General features: G+C 58.1%; 21 protein-coding genes and 1 tRNA gene. 18 read left to right on the top strand and 4 right to left on the bottom strand.

Annotated features, from left to right (window positions below; genetic code table 11):
• Window positions 1-36: 36 nt before the first annotated feature.
• The 4 genes from der (at window position 37) to T9A_RS12750 (ending at window position 6,398) form a co-directional block, all read left to right on the top strand.
• Window positions 37-1,443: a ribosome biogenesis GTPase Der gene (gene der, locus T9A_RS12765; protein ID WP_035249081.1), complete on the top strand. Its 1,407-nt coding sequence runs from the start codon at window positions 37-39 to the stop codon at window positions 1,441-1,443.
• A gap of 104 nt (window positions 1,444-1,547) precedes the next feature.
• Window positions 1,548-3,599: a TonB-dependent receptor plug domain-containing protein gene (locus T9A_RS12760; protein WP_232222111.1), complete on the top strand. Its 2,052-nt coding sequence runs from the start codon at window positions 1,548-1,550 to the stop codon at window positions 3,597-3,599.
• A 4-nt stretch (window positions 3,600-3,603) separates the two neighbouring features.
• Window positions 3,604-4,461 (top strand): type 1 periplasmic-binding domain-containing protein, encoded by an 858-nt coding sequence (locus T9A_RS12755; protein WP_035249077.1) that lies wholly within the window; start codon window positions 3,604-3,606, stop codon window positions 4,459-4,461.
• An 8-nt stretch (window positions 4,462-4,469) separates the two neighbouring features.
• Window positions 4,470-6,398, top strand: coding sequence for an ATP-binding protein (locus T9A_RS12750; RefSeq protein ID WP_035249074.1), 1,929 nt, complete (start codon window positions 4,470-4,472; stop codon window positions 6,396-6,398).
• Here T9A_RS12750 and xseA read toward each other — a convergent pair.
• Window positions 6,343-7,701, bottom strand: a complete 1,359-nt coding sequence (gene xseA / locus T9A_RS12745; protein ID WP_035249072.1) for an exodeoxyribonuclease VII large subunit — start codon at window positions 7,699-7,701, stop codon at window positions 6,343-6,345. The genes T9A_RS12750 and xseA overlap by 56 nt on opposite strands.
• 165 nt (window positions 7,702-7,866) lie before the next feature.
• On the opposite strand from xseA, the gene guaB reads away from it, so the two are divergent.
• From guaB to T9A_RS16685, 3 genes are all read left to right on the top strand, one after another.
• Window positions 7,867-9,336, top strand: a complete 1,470-nt coding sequence (guaB, locus tag T9A_RS12740) for an IMP dehydrogenase (RefSeq protein ID WP_035249070.1) — start codon at window positions 7,867-7,869, stop codon at window positions 9,334-9,336.
• Between the two features lie 96 nt (window positions 9,337-9,432).
• Complete coding sequence (guaA, locus tag T9A_RS12735) at window positions 9,433-11,004, top strand: glutamine-hydrolyzing GMP synthase (RefSeq protein WP_035249068.1); 1,572 nt, start codon at window positions 9,433-9,435, stop codon at window positions 11,002-11,004.
• 47 nt (window positions 11,005-11,051) lie between these two features.
• Entirely contained in the window at window positions 11,052-12,830 is a 1,779-nt protein-coding gene (locus T9A_RS16685) for an acyltransferase family protein (RefSeq protein ID WP_198030670.1), read from the top strand.
• Window positions 12,831-13,072: 242 nt separating this feature from the next.
• Here the strand turns inward: T9A_RS16685 and T9A_RS12725 are convergent, their stop codons facing one another.
• The gene (locus T9A_RS12725; protein WP_035249066.1) at window positions 13,073-14,275 is read right to left on the bottom strand and encodes a helix-turn-helix transcriptional regulator; all 1,203 of its coding nucleotides are present in this window, start codon (window positions 14,273-14,275) and stop codon (window positions 13,073-13,075) included.
• Window positions 14,276-14,711: 436 nt separating this feature from the next.
• On the opposite strand from T9A_RS12725, the gene infC reads away from it, so the two are divergent.
• From infC to T9A_RS12685, 8 genes are all read left to right on the top strand, one after another.
• Window positions 14,712-15,272 (top strand): translation initiation factor IF-3, encoded by a 561-nt coding sequence (infC, locus tag T9A_RS12720; protein ID WP_052042985.1) that lies wholly within the window; start codon window positions 14,712-14,714, stop codon window positions 15,270-15,272.
• Window positions 15,273-15,310: 38 nt separating this feature from the next.
• Window positions 15,311-15,505 (top strand): 50S ribosomal protein L35, encoded by a 195-nt coding sequence (gene rpmI / locus T9A_RS12715; RefSeq protein ID WP_035249063.1) that lies wholly within the window; start codon window positions 15,311-15,313, stop codon window positions 15,503-15,505.
• Window positions 15,506-15,532: 27 nt separating this feature from the next.
• Window positions 15,533-15,892, top strand: coding sequence for a 50S ribosomal protein L20 (gene rplT, locus T9A_RS12710; RefSeq protein WP_035249061.1), 360 nt, complete (start codon window positions 15,533-15,535; stop codon window positions 15,890-15,892).
• Window positions 15,893-16,158: 266 nt separating this feature from the next.
• Entirely contained in the window at window positions 16,159-17,178 is a 1,020-nt protein-coding gene (pheS, locus tag T9A_RS12705; protein ID WP_035249058.1) for a phenylalanine--tRNA ligase subunit alpha, read from the top strand.
• 99 nt (window positions 17,179-17,277) lie between these two features.
• Entirely contained in the window at window positions 17,278-19,668 is a 2,391-nt protein-coding gene (gene pheT / locus T9A_RS12700; RefSeq protein ID WP_035249055.1) for a phenylalanine--tRNA ligase subunit beta, read from the top strand.
• Window positions 19,669-19,693: 25 nt separating this feature from the next.
• The gene (gene ihfA / locus T9A_RS12695) at window positions 19,694-19,996 is read left to right on the top strand and encodes an integration host factor subunit alpha (RefSeq protein WP_035249053.1); all 303 of its coding nucleotides are present in this window, start codon (window positions 19,694-19,696) and stop codon (window positions 19,994-19,996) included.
• The gene (locus tag T9A_RS12690) at window positions 19,977-20,336 is read left to right on the top strand and encodes a MerR family transcriptional regulator (protein WP_035249051.1); all 360 of its coding nucleotides are present in this window, start codon (window positions 19,977-19,979) and stop codon (window positions 20,334-20,336) included. Before ihfA ends, T9A_RS12690 begins: the two co-directional genes overlap by 20 nt.
• A gap of 424 nt (window positions 20,337-20,760) precedes the next feature.
• Window positions 20,761-20,837, top strand: a tRNA-Pro gene (locus T9A_RS12685).
• Window positions 20,838-21,183: 346 nt separating this feature from the next.
• Here T9A_RS12685 and T9A_RS12680 read toward each other — a convergent pair.
• Complete coding sequence (locus tag T9A_RS12680; protein ID WP_035249049.1) at window positions 21,184-21,882, bottom strand: hypothetical protein; 699 nt, start codon at window positions 21,880-21,882, stop codon at window positions 21,184-21,186.
• A 113-nt stretch (window positions 21,883-21,995) separates the two neighbouring features.
• On the opposite strand from T9A_RS12680, the gene T9A_RS12675 reads away from it, so the two are divergent.
• The 3 genes from T9A_RS12675 (at window position 21,996) to T9A_RS12665 (ending at window position 24,754) form a co-directional block, all read left to right on the top strand.
• Window positions 21,996-23,420 (top strand): winged helix-turn-helix domain-containing protein, encoded by a 1,425-nt coding sequence (locus tag T9A_RS12675; RefSeq protein ID WP_007150858.1) that lies wholly within the window; start codon window positions 21,996-21,998, stop codon window positions 23,418-23,420.
• 376 nt (window positions 23,421-23,796) lie between these two features.
• Window positions 23,797-24,507 carry an inovirus Gp2 family protein gene (locus T9A_RS17440; RefSeq protein ID WP_084573497.1) on the top strand — a complete coding sequence of 237 codons (711 nt, stop codon included), beginning with the start codon at window positions 23,797-23,799 and terminating at the stop codon, window positions 24,505-24,507.
• 49 nt (window positions 24,508-24,556) lie between these two features.
• Window positions 24,557-24,754, top strand: coding sequence for a helix-turn-helix transcriptional regulator (locus T9A_RS12665; protein ID WP_035249040.1), 198 nt, complete (start codon window positions 24,557-24,559; stop codon window positions 24,752-24,754).
• A gap of 232 nt (window positions 24,755-24,986) precedes the next feature.
• Here the strand turns inward: T9A_RS12665 and T9A_RS12660 are convergent, their stop codons facing one another.
• Window positions 24,987-25,343, bottom strand: coding sequence for a hypothetical protein (locus T9A_RS12660; RefSeq protein ID WP_007150100.1), 357 nt, complete (start codon window positions 25,341-25,343; stop codon window positions 24,987-24,989).
• Window positions 25,344-25,441: the final 98 nt, after the last annotated feature.

Genomic DNA, 25,441 nt, shown 5'->3' with positions numbered 1-25,441 from the left:
TTACCATAGCGCCCAGACATCCTTGCAGAGACAACTATGAAACCGGTCATCGCCCTGGTGGGGCGGCCCAATGTGGGCAAATCCACCCTGTTTAACCGACTTACCCGTACCCGTGACGCTTTGGTAGCGGATTACCCGGGCCTGACCCGTGACCGAAAGTACGGTGACGGTCGGCTGGGGGATTATCTGTATACCGTTGTGGATACCGGTGGCATCGGGGAAAACGACGATGGCATCGACGCGCCCATGACAGAGCAGTCATTGTTGGCGGTAGGTGAGGCGGACCTGGTGTTGTTCCTGGTCGACGGTCGGGCCGGCCTGACCGCCGCCGATGAGCAGATTGCCATGGAGCTGCGCAAGCTGCCCAAGCCCACCTATCTGGTGGTGAACAAGACCGACGGCATCGACCCGGATACGGCCATGGCGGATTTCTATGCCCTGGGCCTCAGCGACGTGCTGCCCATCGCGGCTGCCCATGGTCGTGGCGTGCGCAGCATGATCGAAATCATATTGGCGGCATTTCCAGATCTGGAACCCTATTACGATGAACAGGGTGAGCCGGTGGATACCAGTGACGGCAGCATTCGCGTGGCCGTGCTGGGTCGCCCCAATGTGGGCAAATCCACCCTGATCAACCGCATGCTGGGGGAAGAGCGTGTGGTGGTATTCGACCACGCCGGCACCACCCGGGATTCCATCGAGATTCCCTTCGAGCGCATGGAAAAGGCTTATACCCTGATTGATACCGCTGGGGTACGCCGCCGTGGCAAGGTTGCCGAAACCGTGGAAAAGTTTTCCGTGATCAAGGCGCTGCAGGCGGTGGATGCCGCCCAGGTGGTGGTGCTGGTGATCGATGCCCGGGAAGGCATCACCGATCAGGATCTCCACCTGCTGGGCTATGTGCTCGATAGTGGCCGCGCCCTGATGATTGCAGTGAACAAGTGGGATGGTCTGGATGCGGACCACAAGGAACGGGTGCGCGTGGAACTGGGGCGCCGCCTGGAATTTGCTCCCTGGGTGAAGATCAAGTTCATCTCTGCGCTGCATGGCACCGGGGTGGGTGATCTGTGGGGCATGATTGAAAAAGCCTGGGACTCGGCCTTTATCAAGGTGGGCACCAACGAGATGACGCGCATCATGGAAAGCATTACCGCCGGTCATCCGCCGCCGCGTAATGGCCGTTTCCGCGCCAAGCTTCGTTACGCGCACCTGGGTGGTAATAATCCGCCTACGATTATCTTGCACGGTAATCGTACCGAATCTCTGCCGATCAGCTACAAACGCTTTCTGGAAAACCGCTTTCGCGAGTTGTTGAAACTGGACGGCACGCCCATCCGGCTGGAATTCAAATCCGGTTCCAATCCTTTTGAAGGGCGCAAGAACACACTGACGGATCGCCAGGTGCACAAGCGCAAGCGAATGATCAAACGCTTCAAGAAGTAACCCCGCTGCACGGGGGAGGGGGCCACATCAAACGTCGGGGATCGTGGGGCAAATACTGGGGGCAAGGCCTGCTGGGGCTGGCCTGTGCGCAGGGCGTGCAGGGCATGGAGCCGATGATGCCGCTGGCCGATGAGCCGGCAATGGTGCTGACCCCAGCCCGGGTCAGCCAGCCCCAGTCTGAAGCGCCCGCCAGTGTCACCGTCATCGACCGTAACCTGATCGAAGCCAGCGGCGCCCGGGAACTCTACGAGGTGCTGCGGCTGGTGCCGGGCATGTCCGCGGTCAAAGTAGATGGCAACGTACCCACGGTGGCCTACCACGGCACCCAGGCCCGGGATTCGCGCCGCATGCTGGTGTTGCTGGACGGCCGCAGCCAGTATCAGCCCGGTCTGGCGCGGGTGAACTGGAACGACATGCCCGTGGACATCCGCGATGTGGAGCGCATCGAAGTCACCCGTGGCCCGGCAGCGGCTGCCTACGGTGCCAACGCCTTCACCGCTGTCATCAATATCATTACCCGCGATCCCCGCGATATCAGCAAGCACACCCTGGCGGTGCAGGGCGGCAATAACGCCATCCGCGATGGCTATGCCTCCGCCGCAGGGCGGACGGGCACAGATGCCTGGCGAGCGTCCCTGTCACGGCGCGCGGATGACGGCTACGACGAACCCTTTGAAGGCCGCCAGCTCAATGACGCCAAACGGATTGAAACTCTCAATGGCGAATGGGTCCGTGAACTGGACCCGCGCAATACCCTGATCATGCAGGCCGGCGGCAGCCAGAACCGCCTGGAGCGGCAACAGGAAGGCGGGGTGCAGGATATCGGCATCTACCAGCAGGACCCGGTACAAAAAGGCCAGCGAGCCTTTGCCTCCCTGCAATGGCAGCATGCCTTCGACCAGCACCACCAGTTGCAGATTACCGGCTATGGCCAGTACACCCGCGACGTAACGGATTTCTCGGTCTGCTATCTGGACCCTCTGACCGGGCAGCCTGGGCCGGGCGGCGGGGTGCTGTTTTCCCGGGAGCTACGTGAGCTGTATCTGGAAAATAACCGGGACGTGGGCGCCACCTTTGCGGCGGCACAGAGTGATCCGGATTTTGCCAACCGGTACGCTAGCCTGCAGTCCGCCAATGCGCCTTTCTGTGCCGCCAGCGCGCTGGATATCGAGGAAGAGCGTTACGACCTGGAAATCCAGGACACCCTGCAAATGGGTGATCGGGTACGGCTGGTCAGCGGTCTGAACCTGCGCCACGACCGGGTCAGCTCCGACAGTTATCTGTCCGGCACCTACGACAATGTCAGTTACCGCGCCTTTGGCAATCTGGCAGTAGATCTGCTGCGCCCGGTGACCCTCAATCTGGGCGGCTACTGGGAGCGTGACAGCATCTCCGGCCAGCATTTCAGCCCCCGGCTGGGGCTCAACTGGCGAGCGGCGCCGGGGCACAGCTTCCGCTATGTGTTTTCCAGGGCCCTGCGCACCCCGGATATCTACGAAGACCAGGCGCACACCAATATCCGCGCCCGGGAACTGTCATCGCCCTTTGCCGACAATACCGAAGCCCTGCTGGGCTGGGCGCCGGCCAGTTTCTTTATTACCCAGACCAGCCCCGGCACTCTCAAGCCTGAGCGCATTCGCTCCTGGGAACTGGGCTACTACGGCCAGTTCCCAGGCCTGGAGCTGGATGTGCGCTATTTCCAGGAAGAGCTCACTGACCTGCTCAGCCATGCCCTCAACCCCTTCGAGTTCGAACCCAACAACGAAGGCCGGGTGGACCACCAGGGCACGGAGGCCCAGCTGAGCTGGCGGCCCGGTGTGAATCACTTGCTGCGCCTTACCGGTGCCCACATCCATACCCGCGTCAACAAGAAGACCGAGGGGCGTCTGGCGGCCCGTGACAGCGCCAGTGCCCTGTGGGCCTGGCAGCTGAGCCAGCATTGGGGATTGTCCAGCGCCTATTACCTGGCCAACGACTACAACGACAATGTGTTCGAGCGCCTGGATCTGCAGGTGCGTTTCCGGCACCGGGTGATCGACACGGAGCTGGAATGGAAGGGCGTGGTACAGCATGCCCTGAACAAGGAACCGGTGGTCTTCGAGGAAAACCGCTATCAGGAAGACCGTTTCTGGTTGGGACTGGCGGTGAGGATATAGAGGAATGAAACGGCAGGGACGCCTCATCCTTTTGTTGTGGCTGGCCTGGCTGGCGCCGTCCCTGTGCGCCCAGACCCCGCTGCCGGTGCATGTGCTTGCCGAGGATGGGCCCTTCCGCGACAGTTTTATTCAGGCGCTGGACGACGCCGCCACGCCATCGATTACCCGGGTGGCCGATCCCACACAGGCAGAGTTGCTGATCGCCATCGGTGATCAGGTGTTCCGGCGTGCTCAGAAACTGGACAAGCCATTACTGGGTGTCTACGTGAGCCGGTCAGCGGTCACCCTGGCCAAGCGCAAACGATGCCAGTGTGAGGGCATCTGGGCCGGCGTGGCATTGCACGATCAGCTGGCCATGCTGGAGATCATGATGCCCCTGGCGCGCCGCGTGGGGGTGATTATCGGCCCGCACAGTGCCTGGACACCGGGCATGGTGCAGGATTATCAGGGTCGCCTGGGGCTGACCGCACTGCCGGTCTCGTCGGTAGATGAGATGGGAGATCGCCTGCGCGAAAGTCTGGCCAGGTTTGATGCCCTGGTGTTACCGGTGGATGGCGAGTTGTTTGGTCCCGGTACCGCCAAGCTGGTGTTGCTGACCAGCTACCGGCTGCGTCGCCCGGTGTTCGGTCCCGATCATGCCTATGTGCAGGCGGGGAGCGTGGCCAGCCTGTATGCCAGCGGTGCGGATCTGGTCGCCGAGACGCTGGTGCATCTGCAATTTTTCCAAAGCAGCAAGCGGTTGCGGCGTTCCGGCTTTGTGCATACCCCCACCGTTGCTGTGAATGAGCACGTGGCCAACAGCTTCGACATGGTGTTTCACGACATCGACTCCCTTCGTGAAGCCCTGGAGGTTTCTCCATGAGAGAGGGCATGAAAGAAACCATGAAAAAAGGGGCGGGCATCCGCAAGCAGCTGCAGCTTCTCGGGCTGATTCCGGCCCTGATCATGCTGTTGCTGCTGTTGGTGGCGCTGACCTGGCAGCGCTTCGAGGATGCCGATCGGGATTTGCGTGAACTGGGCAGCTACCTGGCCCAGCAGATTGCCTCCTCGTCGGAGTATGGGGTACTGGCAGGTAACTATGATGATCTGCGCCGCCAGGCACGCCTGGCCATGCAGCAGGCAGACCTGCAATACGTGGTCTTCCACGACGGTGAAGGCAAGGTGTTGCTCTACGAGGGGCGTGGTCAACGTCAGGACCATGCCGACGTGCTGGAATTCCACTCCGGCATTTATCGCCAGCCGGTATCCGATAGCGATTTGTTGGAAGGGGCAGAGAGCGACAGCCAGCCCGAGCGAATCGGCGAAGTGGTGCTGGGCATGTCCAGTGCCCGGCTACTGGCGCGGCAGAAGGAGATCCTGCTGGCAAGCCTGTTGCCGGCCCTGTTCGCTACCATCATCGGCCTTTGGATCGCCCATTACCTGGCCCGCCAGATTGCTTCCCCGCTGGGCTATCTGTCCGGCCTGTTGCGCACCCTGCGCAATGGCGATTATCGGGTCCGCGGCCGCAGTCACCTGCGCGGCGAGTTGGCAGAACTGCAGGACGATATCAACGAGCTTGCCAGCAGCCTGGAAGGGGCGCATCGCGAGCAGCAGACTGCCATCGACAAACTCCGTCATGCACATCGTCAGGCACAGTCTGCCAGCCAGGCCAAGAGTGACTTTCTGGCCATGATGAGTCACGAGCTGCGCACGCCGATGAACGGGGTGCTGGGCATGTTGCAACTGCTGGAAGAAACCCCGCAGAGCGAAGAGCAGCACGAATACACCCTTGCCGCGCTGGAATCCACCGGGCACCTGCTGGATGTGATCAACGATATTCTCGATTTTTCCCGCATCGAAGCCGGACGCATGGATCTGGACCCGGTGTTTTTCGAGCTGCTGCCGCTGCTGGAAAACTGTGTGGCCACCTTCCGCTACATGGCGGAAAGCAAGGGCCTGTATCTGCGCCTGGAAAACGCCGGGGAGCTGGCTGGTAAAATGGTGCGCAGCGACCCCACCCGGTTGCGTCAGGTGCTCAATAACCTGATTTCCAATGCGGTGAAATTCACCCAGGAAGGGGGCGTGGTTCTGGGGATCACCACCGCCCAGGTTCGCGATGACTGGCTGGACCTGACCCTGGCGGTGCGCGACACCGGTATTGGTATTCCCCAGCATCGCCAGAGTGATTTGTTCAAAGCCTTTTCGCAGGTCGACTCGTCCACCTCACGTCGCTTTGGCGGCACCGGTCTGGGGCTGGCCATCGCCCGCCGTCTCAGTGAAATGCTCGGTGGCACCCTGACAGTGAGCAGCGACGAGGGCGGCGGCAGTACCTTTACCCTGTCCTTGCGCTTGCTCTATCGCACTCAGGCGCCGGCGCCGCTGGCGGTGCCCGCCGACGAGGAAGACCGTGTCGGCGGCCTGCTTTTCGGGCTGGTACTGCTGGTGGAAGATAACGATGTGAATCTGCTGGTGGCGCGGCGGCTGCTGGAGCACATGGGGGTCACCGTGGTGACCGCCAGCAACGGGCGCGAAGCCTTGGAAAAAGTGCGTCAGCGGGATTTCGACTGCATTCTCATGGATGTGCAGATGCCGGTGATGGATGGCCTGGAAGCCACCCGCGAGTTACGGCAATGGGAGAGAGAGCGGGGGCGGGCGCCAATCCCGGTGGTGGCGCTCACCGCCAATGCCATGGACGAAGAGCGCGACCGCTGCATGGTGGCGGGCATGAATGCCCACCTGGCCAAGCCCTTCCGCCGTCAGCAGCTTACTCGGGTGCTGAGCCCTTATCTGACCCCTGAACACGCTCAACACGGGCGCTGACTTCGCCGTCTGCCAGGCGGGTGGTCAGGGTATCGCCGGCCTGCAACTGGCTGACGGAGCGCACCGCTTCGTCCCCCTTGAAGGTAATGCTGTAGCCACGACCCAGGGTCTCCAGGGGGCTGGCGGTGTGCAGCCGTTTGCCCAGATTGCCCAGTTGCACCTGCTGCTGCTGGATCAGCCGCAGCAAGGGCTGCGGCAGGCGTTTTTCCAGCGTCTGTAGTCGTTGCTGGCGGTCCGCCAAAAGGCGTTCCGGCGATAGCCGGGCCAGCCGTTGCTGGTTGGGGCGCAGGCGGCTTTGCGCTAGCGCCAGCCGTTGTTGCATATGGCGCTGCAGACGGCCCTGCAATTCATCCAGCCGTTGGCTGCTTTGTTCCAGGGACTGGCGCGGCGAGCGCAAGCGCTGGCTGAGATGGCGCAGACGTTCCTGTGGCGTCCGCAACTGCTGGGCCATCACCCAGCGCAGGCGACGATGCAGGCCGCCCAGCCGTTGCGTGACCACCGACAGGTCCGGGCTCACCAGCTCGGCGGCCGCGGACGGAGTCGGCGCTCGCAGGTCGGCGGCAAAATCGGTAAGGCCGGTATCCACTTCGTGACCCACGGCCGAGACAATGGGAATCGGGCAGGCGGCCACGGCGCGGGTCAGGGCTTCATCGTTGAACGCCCAGAGATCCTCCAGGGAGCCGCCGCCACGGCCGATGATCAGCACGTCGCATTCGTCCCGGGCAATCGCCACATCCAGCGCCTGACGCAGTTGTGCCGGTGCATCGGCGCCCTGTACCGCCGCCGGGTAGATCACCACCGGAATGGACGGGCAGCGGCGTTTGAGGACCTGCAGAATATCGCGGATGGCGGCGCCGCTGGGGGAGGTGATGACTCCGATCTGGGTAGGCCAGGCGGGCAGGGCGCGCTTGCGTTCCTGAGCGAACAGGCCTTCCGCCTGCAGCTGGGCCTTGAGGGCGTCGAATTGTGCCTTCAGCGCCCCCTGACCGGCCGGCTCCATGTGTTCCACGACAATCTGGAAGTTGCCACGAGGGACATAGAGAGTGACTTTGGCGCGGATCAGCACCTGCTGCCCATTCTGGGGATTAAAGTCGAGCAGCCGGTTGCGATTTCGAAACATGGCCCCATTAATCTGGGCACGCGAGTCTTTCAGGCTGAAGTACCAATGGCCGGAGGCCGGGCGGGAAAAGTTGGATAGTTCGCCCTGCAGCCAGATCAGCGGGAAGGAACCTTCCAGCAGGCCCTGGGCTTCCAGGTTCAGTTGACTGATGGACAGCGGTTCAGCGCGGGATGAAAATGTCATCGCGGGAGGGTAGCGAGTTTTTTTGCCGTGGGCCAGCGGTGATTGTGTGACCGACCGCCCTTGACGTATAATCGCCCGCCTAATTTAACGGGGTGCCTGTCTCGAGGTGCCGCCGCTCCACCCGGCGGACCTGCCAGGGGCCCCCCTCACTCCCTACGGTGCAATATGCTCAGAATTGCGCAAGAGGCACTAACGTTTGACGACGTTTTGCTTGTTCCCGCCCATTCCAATGTGCTGCCCAAGGACGTGTCCCTGAAATCGAAACTGACTCGGGACATTGCTCTGAATATTCCGTTGGCGTCCGCAGCCATGGATACGGTTACCGAGCACCGCCTGGCCATCACCATGGCGCAGGAAGGGGGCATCGGTATCCTCCATAAAAGCATGGATACAGCCGACCAGGCGCGTAACGTGCGCATGGTAAAGAAATACGAATCCGGCGTGGTGAAAGATCCCATCACCGTGAGCCCGGAAACCACCGTGGCCGAGCTGCTGCGCATTACCGAAGCCAATAACATTTCCGGTGTGCCGGTGGTGAAAGGCAATGAGGTTGTCGGCATTGTCACCAGCCGTGATACCCGCTTCATCACCAACTACGACCAGTGCGTGCAGGACATCATGACCGGCAAGGACCGGCTGGTGACCGTGCAGGAAGGCGCTGGCGCGGATGAAGTTCAGGCCCTGCTGCACAAGCATCGGATCGAAAAAGTCGTGGTAGTCAACGATAAAGGCGAACTGCGCGGCATGATCACCGTGAAAGACATCGAGAAAGCCGCCAAATATCCCAACGCCTGCAAGGACTCTCAGGGTCGTCTGCGAGTAGGCGCCGCCGTCGGCACCGGTGCCGGTACCGACGAGCGCGTGGCCGCACTGGTGGAAGCCGGTGTTGACGTGATCGTGGTGGATACCGCCCACGGCCATTCCCAGGGCGTTATCGACCGGGTGGCCTGGGTGAAGAAACACTTCCCCGAGGTGCAGGTGATCGGCGGCAACATTGCCACCGCTGCTGCTGCGAGGGATCTGGTTGCCGCCGGCGCCGATGCGGTAAAAGTCGGTATCGGTCCGGGCTCCATCTGTACCACCCGCATCGTGGCCGGTATCGGCGTGCCGCAGATCACGGCCATCTCCGATGTGGCGGAAGCCCTGAAAGGCACCGGCGTACCGCTGATTGCTGATGGTGGCATCCGCTTCTCCGGTGACATCGCCAAGGCCGTGGCCGCTGGAGCCAGCGCCATCATGATCGGTTCCCTGCTGGCCGGCACCGAAGAAGCGCCCGGCGACGTGGAGCTGTTCCAGGGTAGCTACTACAAGGCCTACCGGGGCATGGGCTCCATGGGCGCCATGTCCGGCTCTACCGGTTCCTCCGACCGCTACTTCCAGGATGCCGCCGCCGGCATCGAGAAGCTGGTGCCGGAAGGTATCGAAGGCCGGGTTCCCTACAAGGGCCCCATGAGCGCCATCGTTCACCAGCTGATGGGCGGCCTGCGCGCCTCCATGGGCTACACCGGCTGTGCCACCATCGAAGAGATGCGCACCAAGCCGGAATTCGTGAAAGTCACCAACGCGGGCATGAAAGAATCCCATGTGCATGATGTGACAATCACCAAGGAAGCGCCGAACTACCCGGTAGGCTGAAGCCCGCCACCGAGTGTCAGCGATAACGATTCAGGGCCGGCGTAGCCGGCCCTTGTATTTACAGCCTGCCAGCCAGGCGCCAGCGGAAAGCGAGCCATGCAAGATATCCATGCCCAGCGCATCCTGATTCTGGACTTCGGTTCCCAATACACCCAGCTGATCGCCCGCCGGGTGCGGGAAATCGGCGTGTACTGTGAAATCCGTGCCTTCGACATGACCGCCGAGGAAATCCGCGAGTTTGCGCCCAAGGGCATCATTCTTTCCGGTGGCCCGGAGTCTGTCACCGCCGCCGAAACGCCCCGTGCCCCCGATGCGGTATTCAAGGCCGGCATTCCGGTGCTGGGTATCTGCTACGGCATGCAGACCATGGCCGAGCAGCTGGGCGGCAAGGTGATTGCCGGTGAAAAGCACGAATTCGGCTACGCCCGGGTCGCCAAGGCGGAAAAGAACGGCCTGCTGGACGGCATCGTCGATCACGAAGAGCAGGGCAAGGAATACCTGGACGTGTGGATGAGCCACGGTGACCGTGTCGGCGAGATGCCGGCGGGTTTCGTGGCGACCGCCACCACCGGCAGCTGCCCCATCGCCGGCATGGCCAACGATGAAAAACGCTTCTACGGCATCCAGTTCCACCCGGAAGTCACCCACACCCTGCAGGGCGGTCGCCTGCTAGAGCGCTTCGTGCGCGAACTGTGCGACTGTGAAGCCCTGTGGACGCCGAGCAACATCATCAATGATGCCATCGACACCATCCGCGAGCAGGTAGGCACTGACGAAGTGATCCTGGGCCTGTCCGGCGGGGTGGATTCCTCCGTGGTGGCAGCGCTGCTTCACAAGGCTATCGGCGATCAGCTCACTTGCGTGTTTGTCGACAACGGCCTGCTGCGTCACCAGGAAGGTGACCAGGTCATGGAAATGTTCGCCGACAACATGGGCGTGAAAGTGATCCGCGTGGACGCGGAAGACAACTTCCTCGGCAAACTGGCCGGCGAGGCGGATCCCGAGCTGAAGCGCAAGATTATCGGCAACACCTTTATCGATATCTTCGACGACCAGGCCAGCAAGTTGAAAAACGCCAACTGGCTGGCCCAGGGCACCATCTACCCGGACGTGATCGAATCCGCCGCCAGCAAGACCGGCAAGGCCCACGTGATCAAGAGCCACCACAATGTAGGCGGCCTGCCGGAAGACATGAAGCTCAAGCTGGTCGAGCCCCTGCGCGAACTGTTCAAGGACGAAGTGCGCAAGATCGGCCTGGAACTGGGCCTGCCCTACGACATGGTCTACCGTCACCCCTTCCCGGGGCCGGGGCTGGGCGTGCGCATCCTCGGTGAAGTGAAAAAGGAATACGCCGACACCCTGCGTCTGGCAGACCACATCTTTATCGAAGAGCTGCGCGCCGCCGGTCTGTACCACAAGACCAGCCAGGCTTTCGCCGTGTTCCTGCCGGTCAAGTCAGTGGGCGTGGTGGGCGATGCCCGCCGCTACGAGTACGTGGTAGCTCTGCGTGCCGTGGAAACCATCGACTTCATGACCGCCCGCTGGGCGCACCTGCCCTACGAGTTCCTGGAGCTGGTCTCCAGCCGGATCATCAACGAGATCCCCGGCATCAGCCGGGTGACCTACGATATTTCGTCCAAGCCGCCGGCGACCATTGAGTGGGAATGATGGAGAAAAAGAATAAATCGTTCCTGAATCGATAGAGGGTGCATGCCTTGAAATACCGCGCTGAGATTGACGGTCTGCGTGCTTTGGCCGTTGTGCCGGTGATTCTTTTTCATGCGGGTTTTGAAGGATTCTCCGGGGGGTTTGTAGGGGTCGATGTCTTTTTTGTCATCAGTGGCTACCTGATTACCACCATTCTTGCCGAAGATATTGAAAAGCAGCGTTTCAGTATCATTGACTTCTATGAGCGCCGGGCCCGGCGAATCTTTCCGGCACTATTTTTCATGATGCTGTTCTGCATTCCGTTTGCCTGGATGTGGATGTTGCCGGACCCCCTTGAGAATTTTGGTCAGTCTATCGTTGCCACCACCTTGTTTGCCAACAATGTGTTGTTGATGATCACCACCGGCTATTGGGACTTGGCCTCCGAGTTCAAGCCGCTTCTGCATACCTGGAGCTTGGGGGTGGAGGAGCAGTATTACGTGATCTTCCCGCTCCTCATGCTGGCAGGCTGGAAATTCGGCAAAAAATCGGTAGTGGGGATGATCATCGCTCTGGCACTGCTTAGTCTGGCGGTCAGCGAACTTGGCAGCAGTCGTTTCCCCGACGCCAATTTTTATCTGATCACGTCCCGGGCCTGGGAGTTGTTGGCAGGGGCGGTGGCTGCATTCTGGGTGCAAAAATATGGCGTCAGGAGCAACGAGGGCCTGGCCTTACTGGGGCTTTTGGGCGTGGTGTTCTCGGTGGTCGCTTATGATGCCGCGACGCCTTTCCCTGGGCTCTACGCGCTGGTGCCGGTGCTCGGAGTGGTGCTGCTGGTGTTATTCGCCGGGGAAGGGACCCTCGTTGCGCGTTTTCTGAGTCTGCCGTTGCTGGTGGGAATTGGTCTGATCAGCTACTCGGCCTACCTCTGGCATCAGCCGCTATTCGCTTTTGCGCGGATCTATATGGTGGAAGAGCCGAGCAGAGTGGCGTTTGCTGTACTGACGGTGGCGACCTTTTTGGTGGCTTATCTGTCTTGGAAATACATCGAGAACCCGTTCAGGAACAGGGCGTTGGTTGCGGCGCGGCCATTATGGATCTTCGTGTTCAGTGCCTCGCTGTTTCTGGTGGCTTTCGGCCTGGCAGCCCATAAAACCCAGGGGTTTGTCTCGCGGGTCTTTGATCCGGACCAGGCGGCAGCTGAGGATATGTACATTTCCTATAATGAGCGGAATTTCCTGTTCAAGAAGGATGCGTTTGATCCCGATGTACCGGTAAAGCTGCTGGTGATCGGCAATTCTTTCGGTCGAGACCTGGTCAATGTGGTGCGTGAGACCTATGACCTGACCTCGGTAGGCCTGATTTATCGGGATGACCTCAGTGACTGTTCCCTGGTCGAGTCTGAGCTTGGCCAACGCCTGTTTGCCAGTGCCAGCATGGTGTTGTTCGCGTCAAATTATAGTCTGGGTGAGCCCTCTTGTATCAATAGGGTGATAGATTTGTCTGCAGAGCAGGGTAACCGGGTTTACTTTGTTGGCGCCAAACAGTTCGGACATAACCTTAACTGGGTTGCCCGCACCAGAAAGCAGGAGCGTGCTTTGTTGCGCAATCCTATCCTTGAAGAGGTGCTTGAGCAGGAGCGTCTTGCCCGGGCAGTGATACCCAAAAAGCATTATTTGTCCATCATTGATGCCCTGATAGACCAGAATGGCAACATGCTTATCACCGATGAAAACGGCAGATTGTTAAGTGCTGATCGGGTGCATCTGACCCGTTATGGCGCTATTTATGTTGGGGCACAAGTGTTGTTCCTTTCGCCAGTGACAGAGACCCTGATGCCAAAGTAAGGGGTTGATCTGGCCGCCAACATGAGTAAAAGAGCCCCGATTTACCAGCCACCAGCGCCTTCAGGTTGTCGGTAATAGAGGGGTAATAGCGGTCGGACAGCCCAGCCCTGTCCCCCTTGGGAGGCTTGCCTGATCAATGTTGGGGCAGAAGTGTTGTTTCCTCGCCTGCGACAGGACGAATAATCCAGAATACGCAGACCTTTTTATTCTCTTCCTGGGCTGTTGCTGTCACTGGGAAGAGCCTAAGAGCAAATCCGCATCAGGTGTGTAATCAGGTCCACCTGTCTGCTGAAGCTGTTCTTCTGCAGCAGTGATTTGATGTTGGTGCGAATGGTGCTAATGGCCAAATCCAGTTGCTCGGCAGCTTCGGCGGTGTTGGCCCCCTTGAGCAGGCACAGGCAAACGCGGGCCTCGGCCTCGGTGGCGCTGATGACCTTGCGGATTTCGGCAATGCTTGGGGTGCGGCTGACATTGGGGTCGAAGATTTCCACCAGCACATTGCTGTTGTTGCTTTCTCGGTTGTGTACCGGGGTGATGGAGATCCGCAGGGGCAGGGCGCTGGTTTGCAGGTAAAGGGTGTCGCTGTCGTCCAGGGCGCCGGTCTTGCCGGTAATGAACAGCATCAGCTGGGTGTAGAAATCCTTGCCAAACTGTTGATCCCTGAACACGATTTCCCGGCTGTCCTGATTAATGGTGAATACCTTGTAGCGTCTGCCAATCTCAACAAAGGCTGGGCTGGCACTCACCAAGAGCGAAACCGGCGAAAACACGGCAACAGGTTGTTTCAATACGGCGATGCTGCTTTGCAGGTCCTTGAAACTCTGTTCTGAGCGGTGCAGTCGCTCATACAAATCGAGGGCAATTTCGGCGTGTTTCTTCAGCCGCGAGAGCATGGCCATTTCCGGCTTGCTGAACACTTGGCTGTCTTTGTGCCGGTTGAATACCAGCACCACGTGCTGCTGGTACTTATTGGTGAACGCGATGGTAGCACTGTCGATAATGCCGGCAGCGCGTATCCAGGTGCGGGAGAAGGTGGGCATATCTGCCAGAAAGTTGCTCTCCGGATCCCCATCGGCGTAACTGAACAGGGCGTTAGGGCCGGTTTCCAGTGCCCGGGCGATGGCCTTGTCCTTGAACACCAGGCCGGTCTTGAGCATCAGCGGGACGATGCCGGGCGGATAGCCCACCGCCCAGCCATACAGCCCTTTCAGGTGCGGCTCTTTCTGTATCACCGCCAGACAACAGCTGACCAGGTCAAAGGTGTCGCGGATGTTACGCAGAAAGAGGTCGAAGCCGTCCTTGTGCTCAACACAGCTGTAGAGGCTGGTGACCAGGCTATCCAGTATATCCGCCTGGGCGTCGTCCGGTTCCAGCTGTTCGGCGCCGGGCGGGTCGTTATCCGTCCGCGCCAGATGGGTAAGATGACTTTGATCGGCTGCTGACATTCCCCTGTCCCTTCCCCCGGGCAGAGCGCGTTGCCCCTGAAATTGTTAACAGGTTCAAATATATCGAATAGGGGGAGGGCGATCCAATGACCCCCGAAGCAAGTGGGGCCGGCAAGTGGCCCATTACCCCTTTCTCGGGGTGTGGCACGGCAACGCCGCCCAGGCGGAATAGCGCCTCGCAGGGGGATTTGGCGGGATTCACTGCTTGAAAAGTGTCCAGATTTGCTTAAAATACGCTCCCTTGCCGGAATTCAGGCCCTGTTTGTGCAGTTGCCTGGAGTGGGAGGAGTCTCTCAACCGGCCAGAATTCATTCCGTTTCAGTCAGTTGCGCACGCCGGCCGCTGGGGTCGGGGTTGTTGTGCCCGTTGTGGTGGCATACAATGCGCGCCTATTTACTGAGGCGGTGAGGCATCCTGCCTCGTTTTCGATAACAGATTGGAGGTTCACGACATTAAGCGTGGAGGCAAAGGCCGCGAGCAGCGCGCCAATATAAATCAGCAAATCCAGGCAACCGATGTTCGGTTGATTGATGTAGACGGTGAGCAGGTCGGTATTGTGACCCTGCAGGAAGCGCTGGAGAAAGCCACCGGGAAGCAGATGGATTTGGTGGAAATCTCCCCTGGTGCGGAACCGCCGGTTTGTCGAATCATGGATTACGGCAAGCATCTGTTCGAAGCCAAACAGAAGGCCAAGGAAGGGCGCAAGAAACAGCGTCAGACCCAGGTCAAGGAAATCAAATTCCGTCCCGGCACCGACATTGGTGACTATGAGGTGAAACTGCGTAACCTCATTCGTTTCCTCGAGGCCGGCGACAAAGCGAAAATCACCGTCCGTTTCCGCGGTCGGGAGATGGCTCACCAGGAACTGGGCCGGGATCTTCTCGCACGTATCGAGAAGGACCTGGAAGAGTACGGTTCTGTTGAGCAACGTCCGAACATGGAAGGGCGCCAGATGATCATGGTGCTCAGCCCGGGCAAAAAGAAGAAACAGCCGTAACCGGTTGTTGAACTAACTAACCAACTTGAGAAGGTACCATGCCTAAAATCAAGACAAATCGTGGGGCTGCCAAGCGTTTCAAAAAAACCGCCTCCGGTTTCAAGCGCAAGCAGGCATTCAAAAACCACATCCTGACCAAGAAGTCTGCCAAGACTATTCGTCAGCTGCGTCCCAAAACCGAAGTGCATGATTCTGATGTCGCTCTGGTTAAACGCATGATGCCCTACGCATAACTGATACGGTTTTTGGAGATCTGAAAAATGGCACGAGTAAAGCGTGGTGTGCAGGCCCGTCGTCGGCACAAGAAAATTCTCAAGCAGGCTAAAGGCTACTACGGTGCCCGCAGCCGTGTATTCCGTGTAGCGGTTCAGGCCGTTACCAAAGCCGGTCAGTACGCCTACCGCGACCGTAAGGTTCGTAAGCGTCAGTTCCGTCGTCTGTGGATTGTTCGTATCAACGCCGCTGCGCGTCTGAACGGCCTGTCTTACAGCCGTCTGATCGATGGTCTGAAGAAAGCGTCCATCGAAGTAGACCGTAAAGTACTGGCGGACATCGCTGTCCGCGATCAGGCGACCTTTAGCGCTTTGGCCGAAAAAGCCAAAGCGAGTCTCACCGCCTGATTTCTGTTTCGTCCTAGACAAAACAGCATACTCAACGGGGGAAGAGCTCGCGCTCTTCCCCCGTTTTTGTTTGAAAAAAGACCAGTTGAAAGTTGAAAGTATAAAGTTGAAACGCGGTTGGGTTTTAATGCCAATCGAGTGTCTCTTTCCCCGCGGTGTATGGGTGAGGCGCGGCTTTAGTGGTGTCGGGTGGCATCTGTCTGGAATCGCGCTTTGCAACTTTGAACTTTCAACTTTCTCCTGATTTAAAGACTGCGGAGTCTTAAATGGAAAATCTCAACGCCCTGGTGGACGCTGCCCTGGCAGATGTCGAACAGGCTGGCGATATCCGGGCCCTGGACGATGTGCGGGTGAAATACCTGGGCAAGAAAGGCGAGATCAGCGCTCTGATGAAGGGCCTTGGCAAGTTGAGCGCGGAAGAGCGCCCCCAGGCCGGTGCGGTGATCAACGAAGGCAAACAGAAAGTGCAGGATGCCATCGCCACCCGCAAGCATGCCATGGAGGAAGCGGCTCTGGCCGAGCAGCTGGCCAGCGAAACCGTGGATGTGACCCTGCCGGGCCGGGGCGAGCTGCCCGGCAACCTGCACCCGGTCACCCGCATGCGTCGCCGCATTGAGGATTTCTTTCTCCGCCTGGGCTTTGATATTTCCGAAGGCCCGGAAGTGGAAGACGACTTCCATAACTTCGAAGCCCTGAATATTCCGTCCCACCACCCGGCGCGAGCCATGCACGACACCTTCTACTTCGGTGACGGTCGCCTGTTGCGCACGCACACCTCGCCGGTGCAGGTACGGGTGATGGAGCAGGGCAAGCCCCCATTCCGCATCATTGCCCCGGGCCGGGTGTACCGTTGCGATTCCGACCTGACCCACACCCCCATGTTCCACCAGGTGGAAGGCCTGCTGGTGGACAAGGGCGTCACCTTTGCCGATCTGCGCGGCACCGTGGCGGAATTCCTCAAATTAGTGTTCGAAGTGGAAGACCTGCCGGTGCGTTTCCGCCCCAGCTACTTCCCGTTCACCGAGCCCAGCGCCGAAGTGGATGTGGGCTGCGTCAGCTGTGGTGGCGAAGGCTGTCGGGTGTGTTCCCACACCGGCTGGCTGGAAGTCATGGGCTGCGGCATGGTGCACCCGTCTGTGCTGGAGCACGGTGGCGTAGATGCTAACGAATACAGTGGTTTTGCCTTCGGCATGGGCGTGGAGCGCCTCACCATGCTGCGTTATGGCGTCAACGACCTGCGGTTGTTCTTCGAAAACGACACCCGCTTCCTGTCCCAGTTCGGTTAAGGCGTTTCTGTTCCGGTACGCCGCCGTTGGAGCCTTGTTCACAAGGCGAACTCCCCCGGCGGCCAAACAGAAACTCCCATGATTTAAAGGAATTCGACAATGCGTTTTAACGAAGCCTGGTTGCGGGAATGGGTCAACCCCGCCATCGATACCGACACCCTGGTGCAGCAACTGACCATGGCCGGCCTGGAAGTGGATGCCGTGGAACCGGCGGCCCCGGCCTTCACCGGCGTGGTCGTCGGCCAGGTGGAAAGCTGCGAGCCGCACCCGGATGCAGACAAACTGCGCGTCTGCCAGGTCAGCAATGGCGCCGATACCACCCAGGTGGTCTGCGGTGCGGCCAACGTGCGCCCCGGCCTGAAAATCCCTTTCGCGCAGGTGGGCGCCGTCCTGCCCGGCGACTTCAAGATCAAGCAAGCCAAACTGCGTGGCGTGGAATCGTCCGGCATGCTGTGCGGCGCTTCCGAGCTGGGCCTGGAAGACCTTATTGATGGCCTGATGGAGCTGCCGGACGACGCTCCGGTGGGCACCGACTTCCGCAAGTACCTGCAGCTTGATGATGCTGTCATCGAAGTGGACCTGACCCCCAACCGGGCAGACTGCCTGAGCCTGCGCGGCATCGCCCGCGAAGTCGGGGTGATGAACCAGAGCCCGCTGATCAATGCGGCCATCGACAAGGTGGCCCCGGCCATCGACGACACCCTCACCGTGAACCTGGCAAACAGCCAGGGCTGCCCCCGTTACCTGGGCCGCGTGATCAAGGGCGTCAACGTCAATGCCGACAGCCCGTTGTGGATGATCGAGCGCCTGCGCCGTGCCGGCCTGCGCACCATTGATCCCATTGTCGACGTGACCAACTACGTGCTGCTGGAACTGGGCCAGCCCCTGCATGCCTTCGATCTGGCCAAGCTCAACGGTGGCATCACCGTGCGCAACGCCAACGCCGAAGAAAAACTGCTCACCCTGGACGACCAGGAACTGACCCTGCGCGACGACACCCTGGTGATCGCCGACGACAGCCAGGCATTGGCCCTGGCTGGTGTCATGGGCGGCAAGCCGTCCTCCGTCACCAGCGACACCCAGGACATCTTCCTGGAATGCGCCTTCTTTGCGCCCCTGGCCATTGCCGGCAAGGCCCGCTCCTACGGCCTGCACACGGATTCCTCCCACCGCTTCGAGCGGGGCGTGGACCCGCAGCTGCAGAACGAGGCCATCGAGCGCGCCACCGCTCTGATCCTGGAGATCGCCGGCGGTCAGCCGGGCCCGGTCAGCGAAGCGGTGGACGAAGCACAACTGCCGGGCCAGGCAGAAATCACCCTGCGTGCAGACCGCATCGAAGGCCTGCTCGGCATGGGCCTGCCCGCCGAACAGGTGGAAGACATCCTCAGCCGCCTGGGCATGGAAGTGTCGACTCAGGAAAGCGGCAAGGAATGGATGGTGCTGGCCCCCAGTTGGCGCTTCGACATGGCCATCGAAGCCGACCTGATCGAGGAACTGGCGCGCATCTACGGCTATGAAAAGCTGCCCAGCCGCGTGCCGGCCGGTTCCCCCTCCGGCGAACCCGTCGCCGAACAGACCGTCAACCAGCGCCGCCTGGGCGATGCCCTGATTGATCGCGGTTACCTGGAAGCGATCACTTACACCTTCGTGGAGCCGGGCCTGCTCAAGCAGGTGGAGCCACGGGTGGAGCCGCTGCCGCTGCTCAACCCCATCTCCACGGATCTGGGCGTCATGCGTACCACCTTGCTGGCCGGCCTGTTCAGCACCGCCCGCCACAACCTGAACCGCCAGGCCGACCGCCTGCGCCTGTTCGAAACCGGCCTGCGCTTCGTGCCCACCGGTTCGTCTGAGGGTGAAGAGAGCCTGGAGCAGACCCCCATGATCGCCGGCCTGCTCTACGGCAGCGCCCAGCCGCAGAACTGGGAAGGCAAGCGCCCGGTGGACTTCTTCGACCTGAAAGGCGACGTGGAAGCTCTGCTGACCCTGTCCGACGCCGACGCCTTCAGCTTCGCGCCCGGCGAGCACCCGGCCCTGCACCCGGGCCAGACCGCAGCGCTCAAGCGTGATGGCGAAGTAGTCGGCTATCTGGGTCGCATCCACCCGCGCCTGGCCGCCGATCTGGACCTGCCCGCCCAGCTCTACGCCTTCGAACTGGCCCTGGCCCCGCTGCTGGACGGCGTACTGCCGCACTTTGCCGGCGTCTCCGACCAGCCACGCATGCGCCGCGACCTAGCCTTCGTGGTGGAAGACAGCGTGCCCGCTGGCGAGCTGGTAGCGGCGGTCCGTGACGCCTGTGACGAACGTCTCACAGGGGTGCGGATTTTTGATATATATCAAGGTGATAGCATCGGGGAAAATCGCAAAAGCCTCGCTTTGGGCTTGACCTTCCAGGACCGTTCACGCACTCTTAAGGATCAAGAGGTAAACGACCTGGTGGATGCCGTAGTATCCCAGTTAAAACAACAGTTTAACGCCGCCTTAAGGGACTGATTAAGGAAGGGTTAGGGAGCTATTGATGGGAGCGCTGACCAAAGCGGACATGGCCGAGCGTTTGTTCGAGGAGCTTGGCCTGAACAAACGTGAAGCGAAAGAAATGGTGGAGATGTTCTTCGAAGAGATCCGCCATTCGCTGGAAAACAACGTGCCCGTGAAACTCTCCGGCTTCGGCAATTTTGATCTCAGGGACAAGAGTGAACGGCCAGGACGCAACCCGAAAACCGGTGAGGAAATTCCCATCACCGCCCGCCGGGTTGTCACCTTTCGTCCAGGACAAAAATTAAAACAACGGGTTGAGGACTATGCTGGAACCAAGTCATAACGACGAATTACCGGCGATTCCAGGGAAGCGTTATTTCACCATTGGTGAAGTCAGCGACCTATGTGACGTAAAACCGCACGTACTGCGCTACTGGGAGCAGGAATTTCCCCAGCTCAAGCCGGTTAAGCGCCGTGGCAACCGTCGCTACTATCAGCGCCAGGACGTGCTGATGATCCGCCAGATCCGCAGCCTGCTCTACGATCAGGGCTTCACCATCGGCGGTGCCCGCCAGCAGCTCACCGGCGGCGCCAACGCCGAACAGGCCACCCAGTACCACCAGCTCATCAAACAGATGATCGTGGAGATGGAAGAGGTCCTCGACGTCCTCAAAGCCTCATAACCTCCGTTTCCCTTAGGAACGTAGCGGAGCGGAGTAACGCACGTAGTTCCGTGCGGCCCGAAGGGTGAGCGAAGCGAATAACCATGCTCGTCATGGCGAACCAAGCCCCGGCAGCCTAGCTCCCGGGGCTTTTTCATACCCACGAGTCGCCGTTGGAGCCCATGCTCGCATGGCGAAGAGCCAACAGCCTTCCTCCAGCCCTCCAGCAAACACCCATCCACCCGAACGAACCCTCCATCCCCATAGGCGCGGATACGAGGTCTCTGTCGGCACGGCATAAACCCGCGTTGTAGCTTGCAGCTTGAAGCTTGCCCCCCCCCCCATCGCTCAAACCCTGACCAAACAGCACCTTACCTGTTCCATCCCCCCACCAAATCCGCTATGATTGCCGCCGCTTTGGTAGCTCTGCCTGCCAAGCACATCTCGGGGCGTAGCGCAGCCTGGTAGCGCACTTGCATGGGGTGCAAGGGGTCGGAGGTTCGAATCCTCCCGTCCCGACCAAATTAAGGTCGGAAAAACAAAGAGATAGGCCAGTCATGGATGACTGGCCTTTTTGGTTTTTAGGCGTCGCTTATGCTTTTCTGTGTTTCGTCACCGTTCCGTCACCGTTTCTCAATAGCTAATCCCTGTGGCTGGCCTGTCTCCTTTACTTTACGCGCCACTGACCTTTAGTTTTCCCTGATTGGTCAGGCGGTCCGTTTACAAAGGCCTGGCGCGTATTGGATGCCCGGCAAGATGGCTGAAGCTGTGCCGGATCACTCTAGAAAAGGGGTTGAGGGTACTCCATAGCTATGAGGCTGGGTGACGCTTGTAGTTGCAGCGTTGGGTGGATCACTTGGAGGTGGTGTCAGGGCGCTGAGTAGTTAGAAGTGCGAGACGCGTCAATTCGAGCATCCTCAAGGTGTCTTGCTGCCAGCTTTTTGGCTTGAGAGTCCAGGTCGTCCCTTTTGTTCGCATCGAGTTGTATGGGGTCCTGCAATCCCTGCCTTTCTAATTCCTGCCTTACAAGGTCTTTCTCTACTAGCTTTCTTATAAGTTCTTCATATTGCTTGAGAATGCCCGCATGCCTCGTATTTTCTTTCCGCAGGCGACCTAGCTCTTTGGTTTTTCTGTCCTCTACCAGTGAATTGCGCGTTTTTCTGGCGCCTTCGAGTCTTTGTTGATGCTCATTTCTCAGTTTCTCGATATGTGTTCTATCCTGGCAAATCAGAGCTGTCAGGTGGGCGCTTTGTGACACCTTTAGATATTTGGACGTACGTTTCAAAAACAGAGCTTCTTCTACGGGTAGCACAAAACTGAAAGTCCGCTTGTTTTTGTTCTTCCGGTAGCTGTAAGCATTCCATGCTCGTTTGATGCGTGCAAAAGCATCTGCCCCCAATCCGTTATTCCAAATTCTTTCCAGTGTCATCAAGGTCGGCTCGTTCTCTTCGTGGGGAGCTTTTACTGAAAGGGCTGATGGGGGGTTGTTTCGCAAATAGTGCCTGGCCCAATCTGACTTGTCCTTGTCGGAGCCAAGCCACTCTTTCGGTGGGATTGGTTTCTTCACTTTCAATGCTCCTAATGCTTGAGATTTTCATGACAAGTAAATCATACCGTATGAATTGACGTAAATATGATCATAATTGATAATGGGCAAAAATAGATATCATTTGTGCAAATATGTACCTTGGCAATGCTCTAGTATCCAGCTTTAACTGCTTGTCGTCTGAAGAGCTGCAGGCCGCTGAGCGATATTTTTTGACTGCCTTTATCTATCAATTTGGTATAGGCGAATGGGCTCAAACGTCTCTGGACCGTTTGGCGGGGAAGTTGGGAGTTAGTGAGAGATTAGCCCGTCATTCGATAGGGGTACTGGTTGACCAAGGTCTTCTTGATGCCCGGCGCGTTGAAGGTAGGACCGGAAGGCCGTCTTACGATTATCGACTTTCAAAGCTCGTTGCCGATCGGTTGAATCTCCAGGTTGGGCCAGTGAGTGTGGGACATGAGGGGCTGGTAAAGTCACTGCTCAGTATTCCCTCACCTGGAGGGTTGGAGGTCACGAGAAAGAAAGGTCGTACTTTTGGCCCTCCCAACCCTGATGCCCTGAGTGTCGGTAGCAAGCTGGTTCTTATAGTGTTGCTGACTGAGGCGGATTCCTGCGGTGTAGTCAGAAATTGTTCGACTTTTGGCTTGGCCAAGCAGGTGGGGATGTCAGTTCAAAGAGTACGCCGGCATTTGAGGAAGCTTTGGCGCTTAGGGTACATGCGAGATGTGGTTGCTGGGATTGTGAGTGATATAGGAATCGGCAAGTGCCCGAGCATCTATTTTCTCAACCTGGCTCACCCTATTTTTGAGGCTAGCTGGTGTGGTCGGGCGTTTGTCCTTCATATACAAAAAAAAGATCAGTACCACCCGGGCCGAGAGATTCCTCAGTTGATAAGGATTCTCAGTAATGGTTGTGAGGATGATTCCTACGTTGCCATTGAATATGACCGTAGAAACTATTTGTTGCCGGTGAAGTGTGAAGATGACGTTGCTAAAAGACTCAAAGATGCTGTGCTCGATGGGCTTGAAGAATATCTGCAGGCTGTTTTAGACGATTATGTAGGTCAAATATTGACCGATAGATACTTATTCATTGGCAGTCAATTTCTACCAGAACCAAGCATCAATCTGCGCTTAGAAATGGAGGCATTGCTATGTGTAAAGGAGAGAAAGGGTAGCGATGAGGCGGCCTCTAGAGCGGCGATGTTCCTATCTGGCTGGATATGGAGGGCTGCGTGCATGAAATCTGAAGTGCTAAGCAAAAAACTAGGGGTGATGCGTTTGCTTATGCCACCAGATGGTAGGATATCGATATTGCGATCAACAGAGAATGGTAAGTTGTTGATTTTAAAGGCTGTGGTTGCGCCGCCGCCAGGCAGAAATGTTACTCCGGGGATTTACCAAGGGGCTTCAATCGATTATGTAAAATCAACTAAGGAAATCAACCGTGTAGACTTGTCTACAAAAGAGCAGTATGAAATTGGCCTGCTTGTTAAGCCAAGTGTAAAGACCAAAAAGGAGGTTGTAGACACGGAAGTTGGTATTGAGGATGAGGGGTAGTTACATACCGTGGATAGCACTGATTTAAGCTGTGAATTGATGTCAGCCTTCAAGCTCAATAGTGTTATTGGTTTGTGGGCCTTCTGGGTACGATAACCCCGTTCCAGAACTCGTAATCGATTGTTTTAACTGGATAGCGCTATTTGGGCTCCCGTCTGTGGGGTAAAGGCCCTGTTGTGGGCTTTCAGTACTTGATAACCCGCTCTGAGTGTCGGTAATAGATATATATAGTCATAAAGTCACTTAGCCAGCCCACTTGTGAAGGCTGGTAAGTGCAGTTGGTTGAGTAACAGGCAGGCTGGACCAAACCAGCCTGCTCATGAGTAAATTTCAACCAGTGCGCTGGTACCTATGAAGAAACCATAGGTGCCAGACAATGAGAAAACGACATTCAAGCAACACCAACCTCAAACTCCACTATGAACCCGTCTGGGAAGGCTTGCCGGTACTGGCAAGGCCTGACCGTCCACTCGCGGTGAATTACCTCAAATCTATCCGGTCTACTTTGGACCGGGCCTTAAATGAGCATCCACGAACCTGTGTCATCCATTTCGTTGCTAGGCTGCCGTACGGTTGGTCAGGTCCCAAAGGGGGGCAGGCAAGCGGCTTCATCAACTCTCTTCGTTCGCAGATCAGGTGCGATTCGAAGCGTAAGCGCGGCCAGGGAAAACGGGTTCATGACTGCCATGTTCGTATGATCTGGTGTCGCGAGTTCGGTGGGGAAGGGCAGCCCCATTATCATATTGCCATTATGGTCAATAGGGATGCTTACTCCGCGTTGGGGCGTATCTTAGGTCAGCAAGAGCCGGACTTCCCCTGGTGGTTGGCGGAAGAACAAGCAGTTAGCAACATGGCAGAGCGTATTCAGCGAGCTTGGGGTCGCACTCTTGGTCTGACTGGGAGTCAAGGAATCGGTTTAGTCCATTTCCCAGATAGCGCTGTCCAGCTGATTTCAAAAGGGTCTTCTATGTATACCACGCAATATCCAGGGGTGTTCAGGCGCATGAGCTACTTGGCAAAGGTGGATACCAAGCTTTATGACGATGGGTTTAGGAACTTTGGCTGTAGCCAGAGAGGAGGTGAGTAAGTTTTTACGTTGCTGCGCTATCGCATGAACGAATGACGAGGAGAATTTCATGCGATTCATGAGGCTAACAGAAGTGATCAAGGATACCGGTCTTGGCCGTTCTTCTATCTACAAGCGTATTGCTGAGGGGGAATTCCCCAAACCCGTGCCGCTTGGGGGAAGAACGGTTGGCTGGGTATCTGATGAAATCGAGGCCTGGATTCTGGAGAGGATTGAGGAGAGGGATTGCCAGGAAGTGCCTCATTGACCGGCTATTGGACTTTCGTTGTTCATGGATGGCTGCGAGGTTTTGTATCAGATGAAAGCAGGAGGGGGCTCCAATTTGTAATGGTAGACCCCGGTACCAATAGGACCGGGGAGGTTTAATGCCAATTGATCGAGACCTTGGAGCGTAGTAGGCGAGGAAAACGGGGACTATCCGAGAGATGTTCTGCTCGGGTATCCACACACGGCGTGACGGTGCTGTTACCAATAAGGCGCTAATCTTTCTTATACAGCACTGTCACTTTGCCGGCAGGTTTGTTCTTGCCGATCTCGTAATCAGGGTTAAAGGTTGCGAGGTTATGTGCGGCAATACCAATAGCTGAGGCGAAGCCGGTAACCTGGGTAAATCCAGTGGGGATGGCGAAGCTGGCCAGGGAGGCCGCCCGATATTCAGTGTATACCCGGCAACGTAGTCCTTTCTTTTCAATAGCGCCCTCGACTTTGTTTACCACGGAGCTAATATTTTTGACCGCGACAATTTGAAAAGAGGCTTTCTTGGAGATTAGCTCAGAAAGCTTTTCAGTAGTGATGTCTTCGGAGGTGTATTTTTCGATGTCAATATCTTTGCTCATTGAGTTGTCCTTTTTGGAAGAGGTGATAAAACGGGCAGATTCGCCGCCCGTTCAAGTCAGCGACTGGGTTTTATTGAAGTATGATCAAAGCTCCGCTA

Origin of the sequence: Alcanivorax jadensis T9 (assembly GCF_000756655.1) — a bacterium.
Classification (GTDB): Bacteria; Pseudomonadota; Gammaproteobacteria; order Pseudomonadales; family Alcanivoracaceae; genus Alcanivorax; species Alcanivorax jadensis.
The sequence above is the reverse complement of the archived record's forward strand: the minus strand, read 5'-3'. Positions and strand labels throughout refer to the sequence as shown.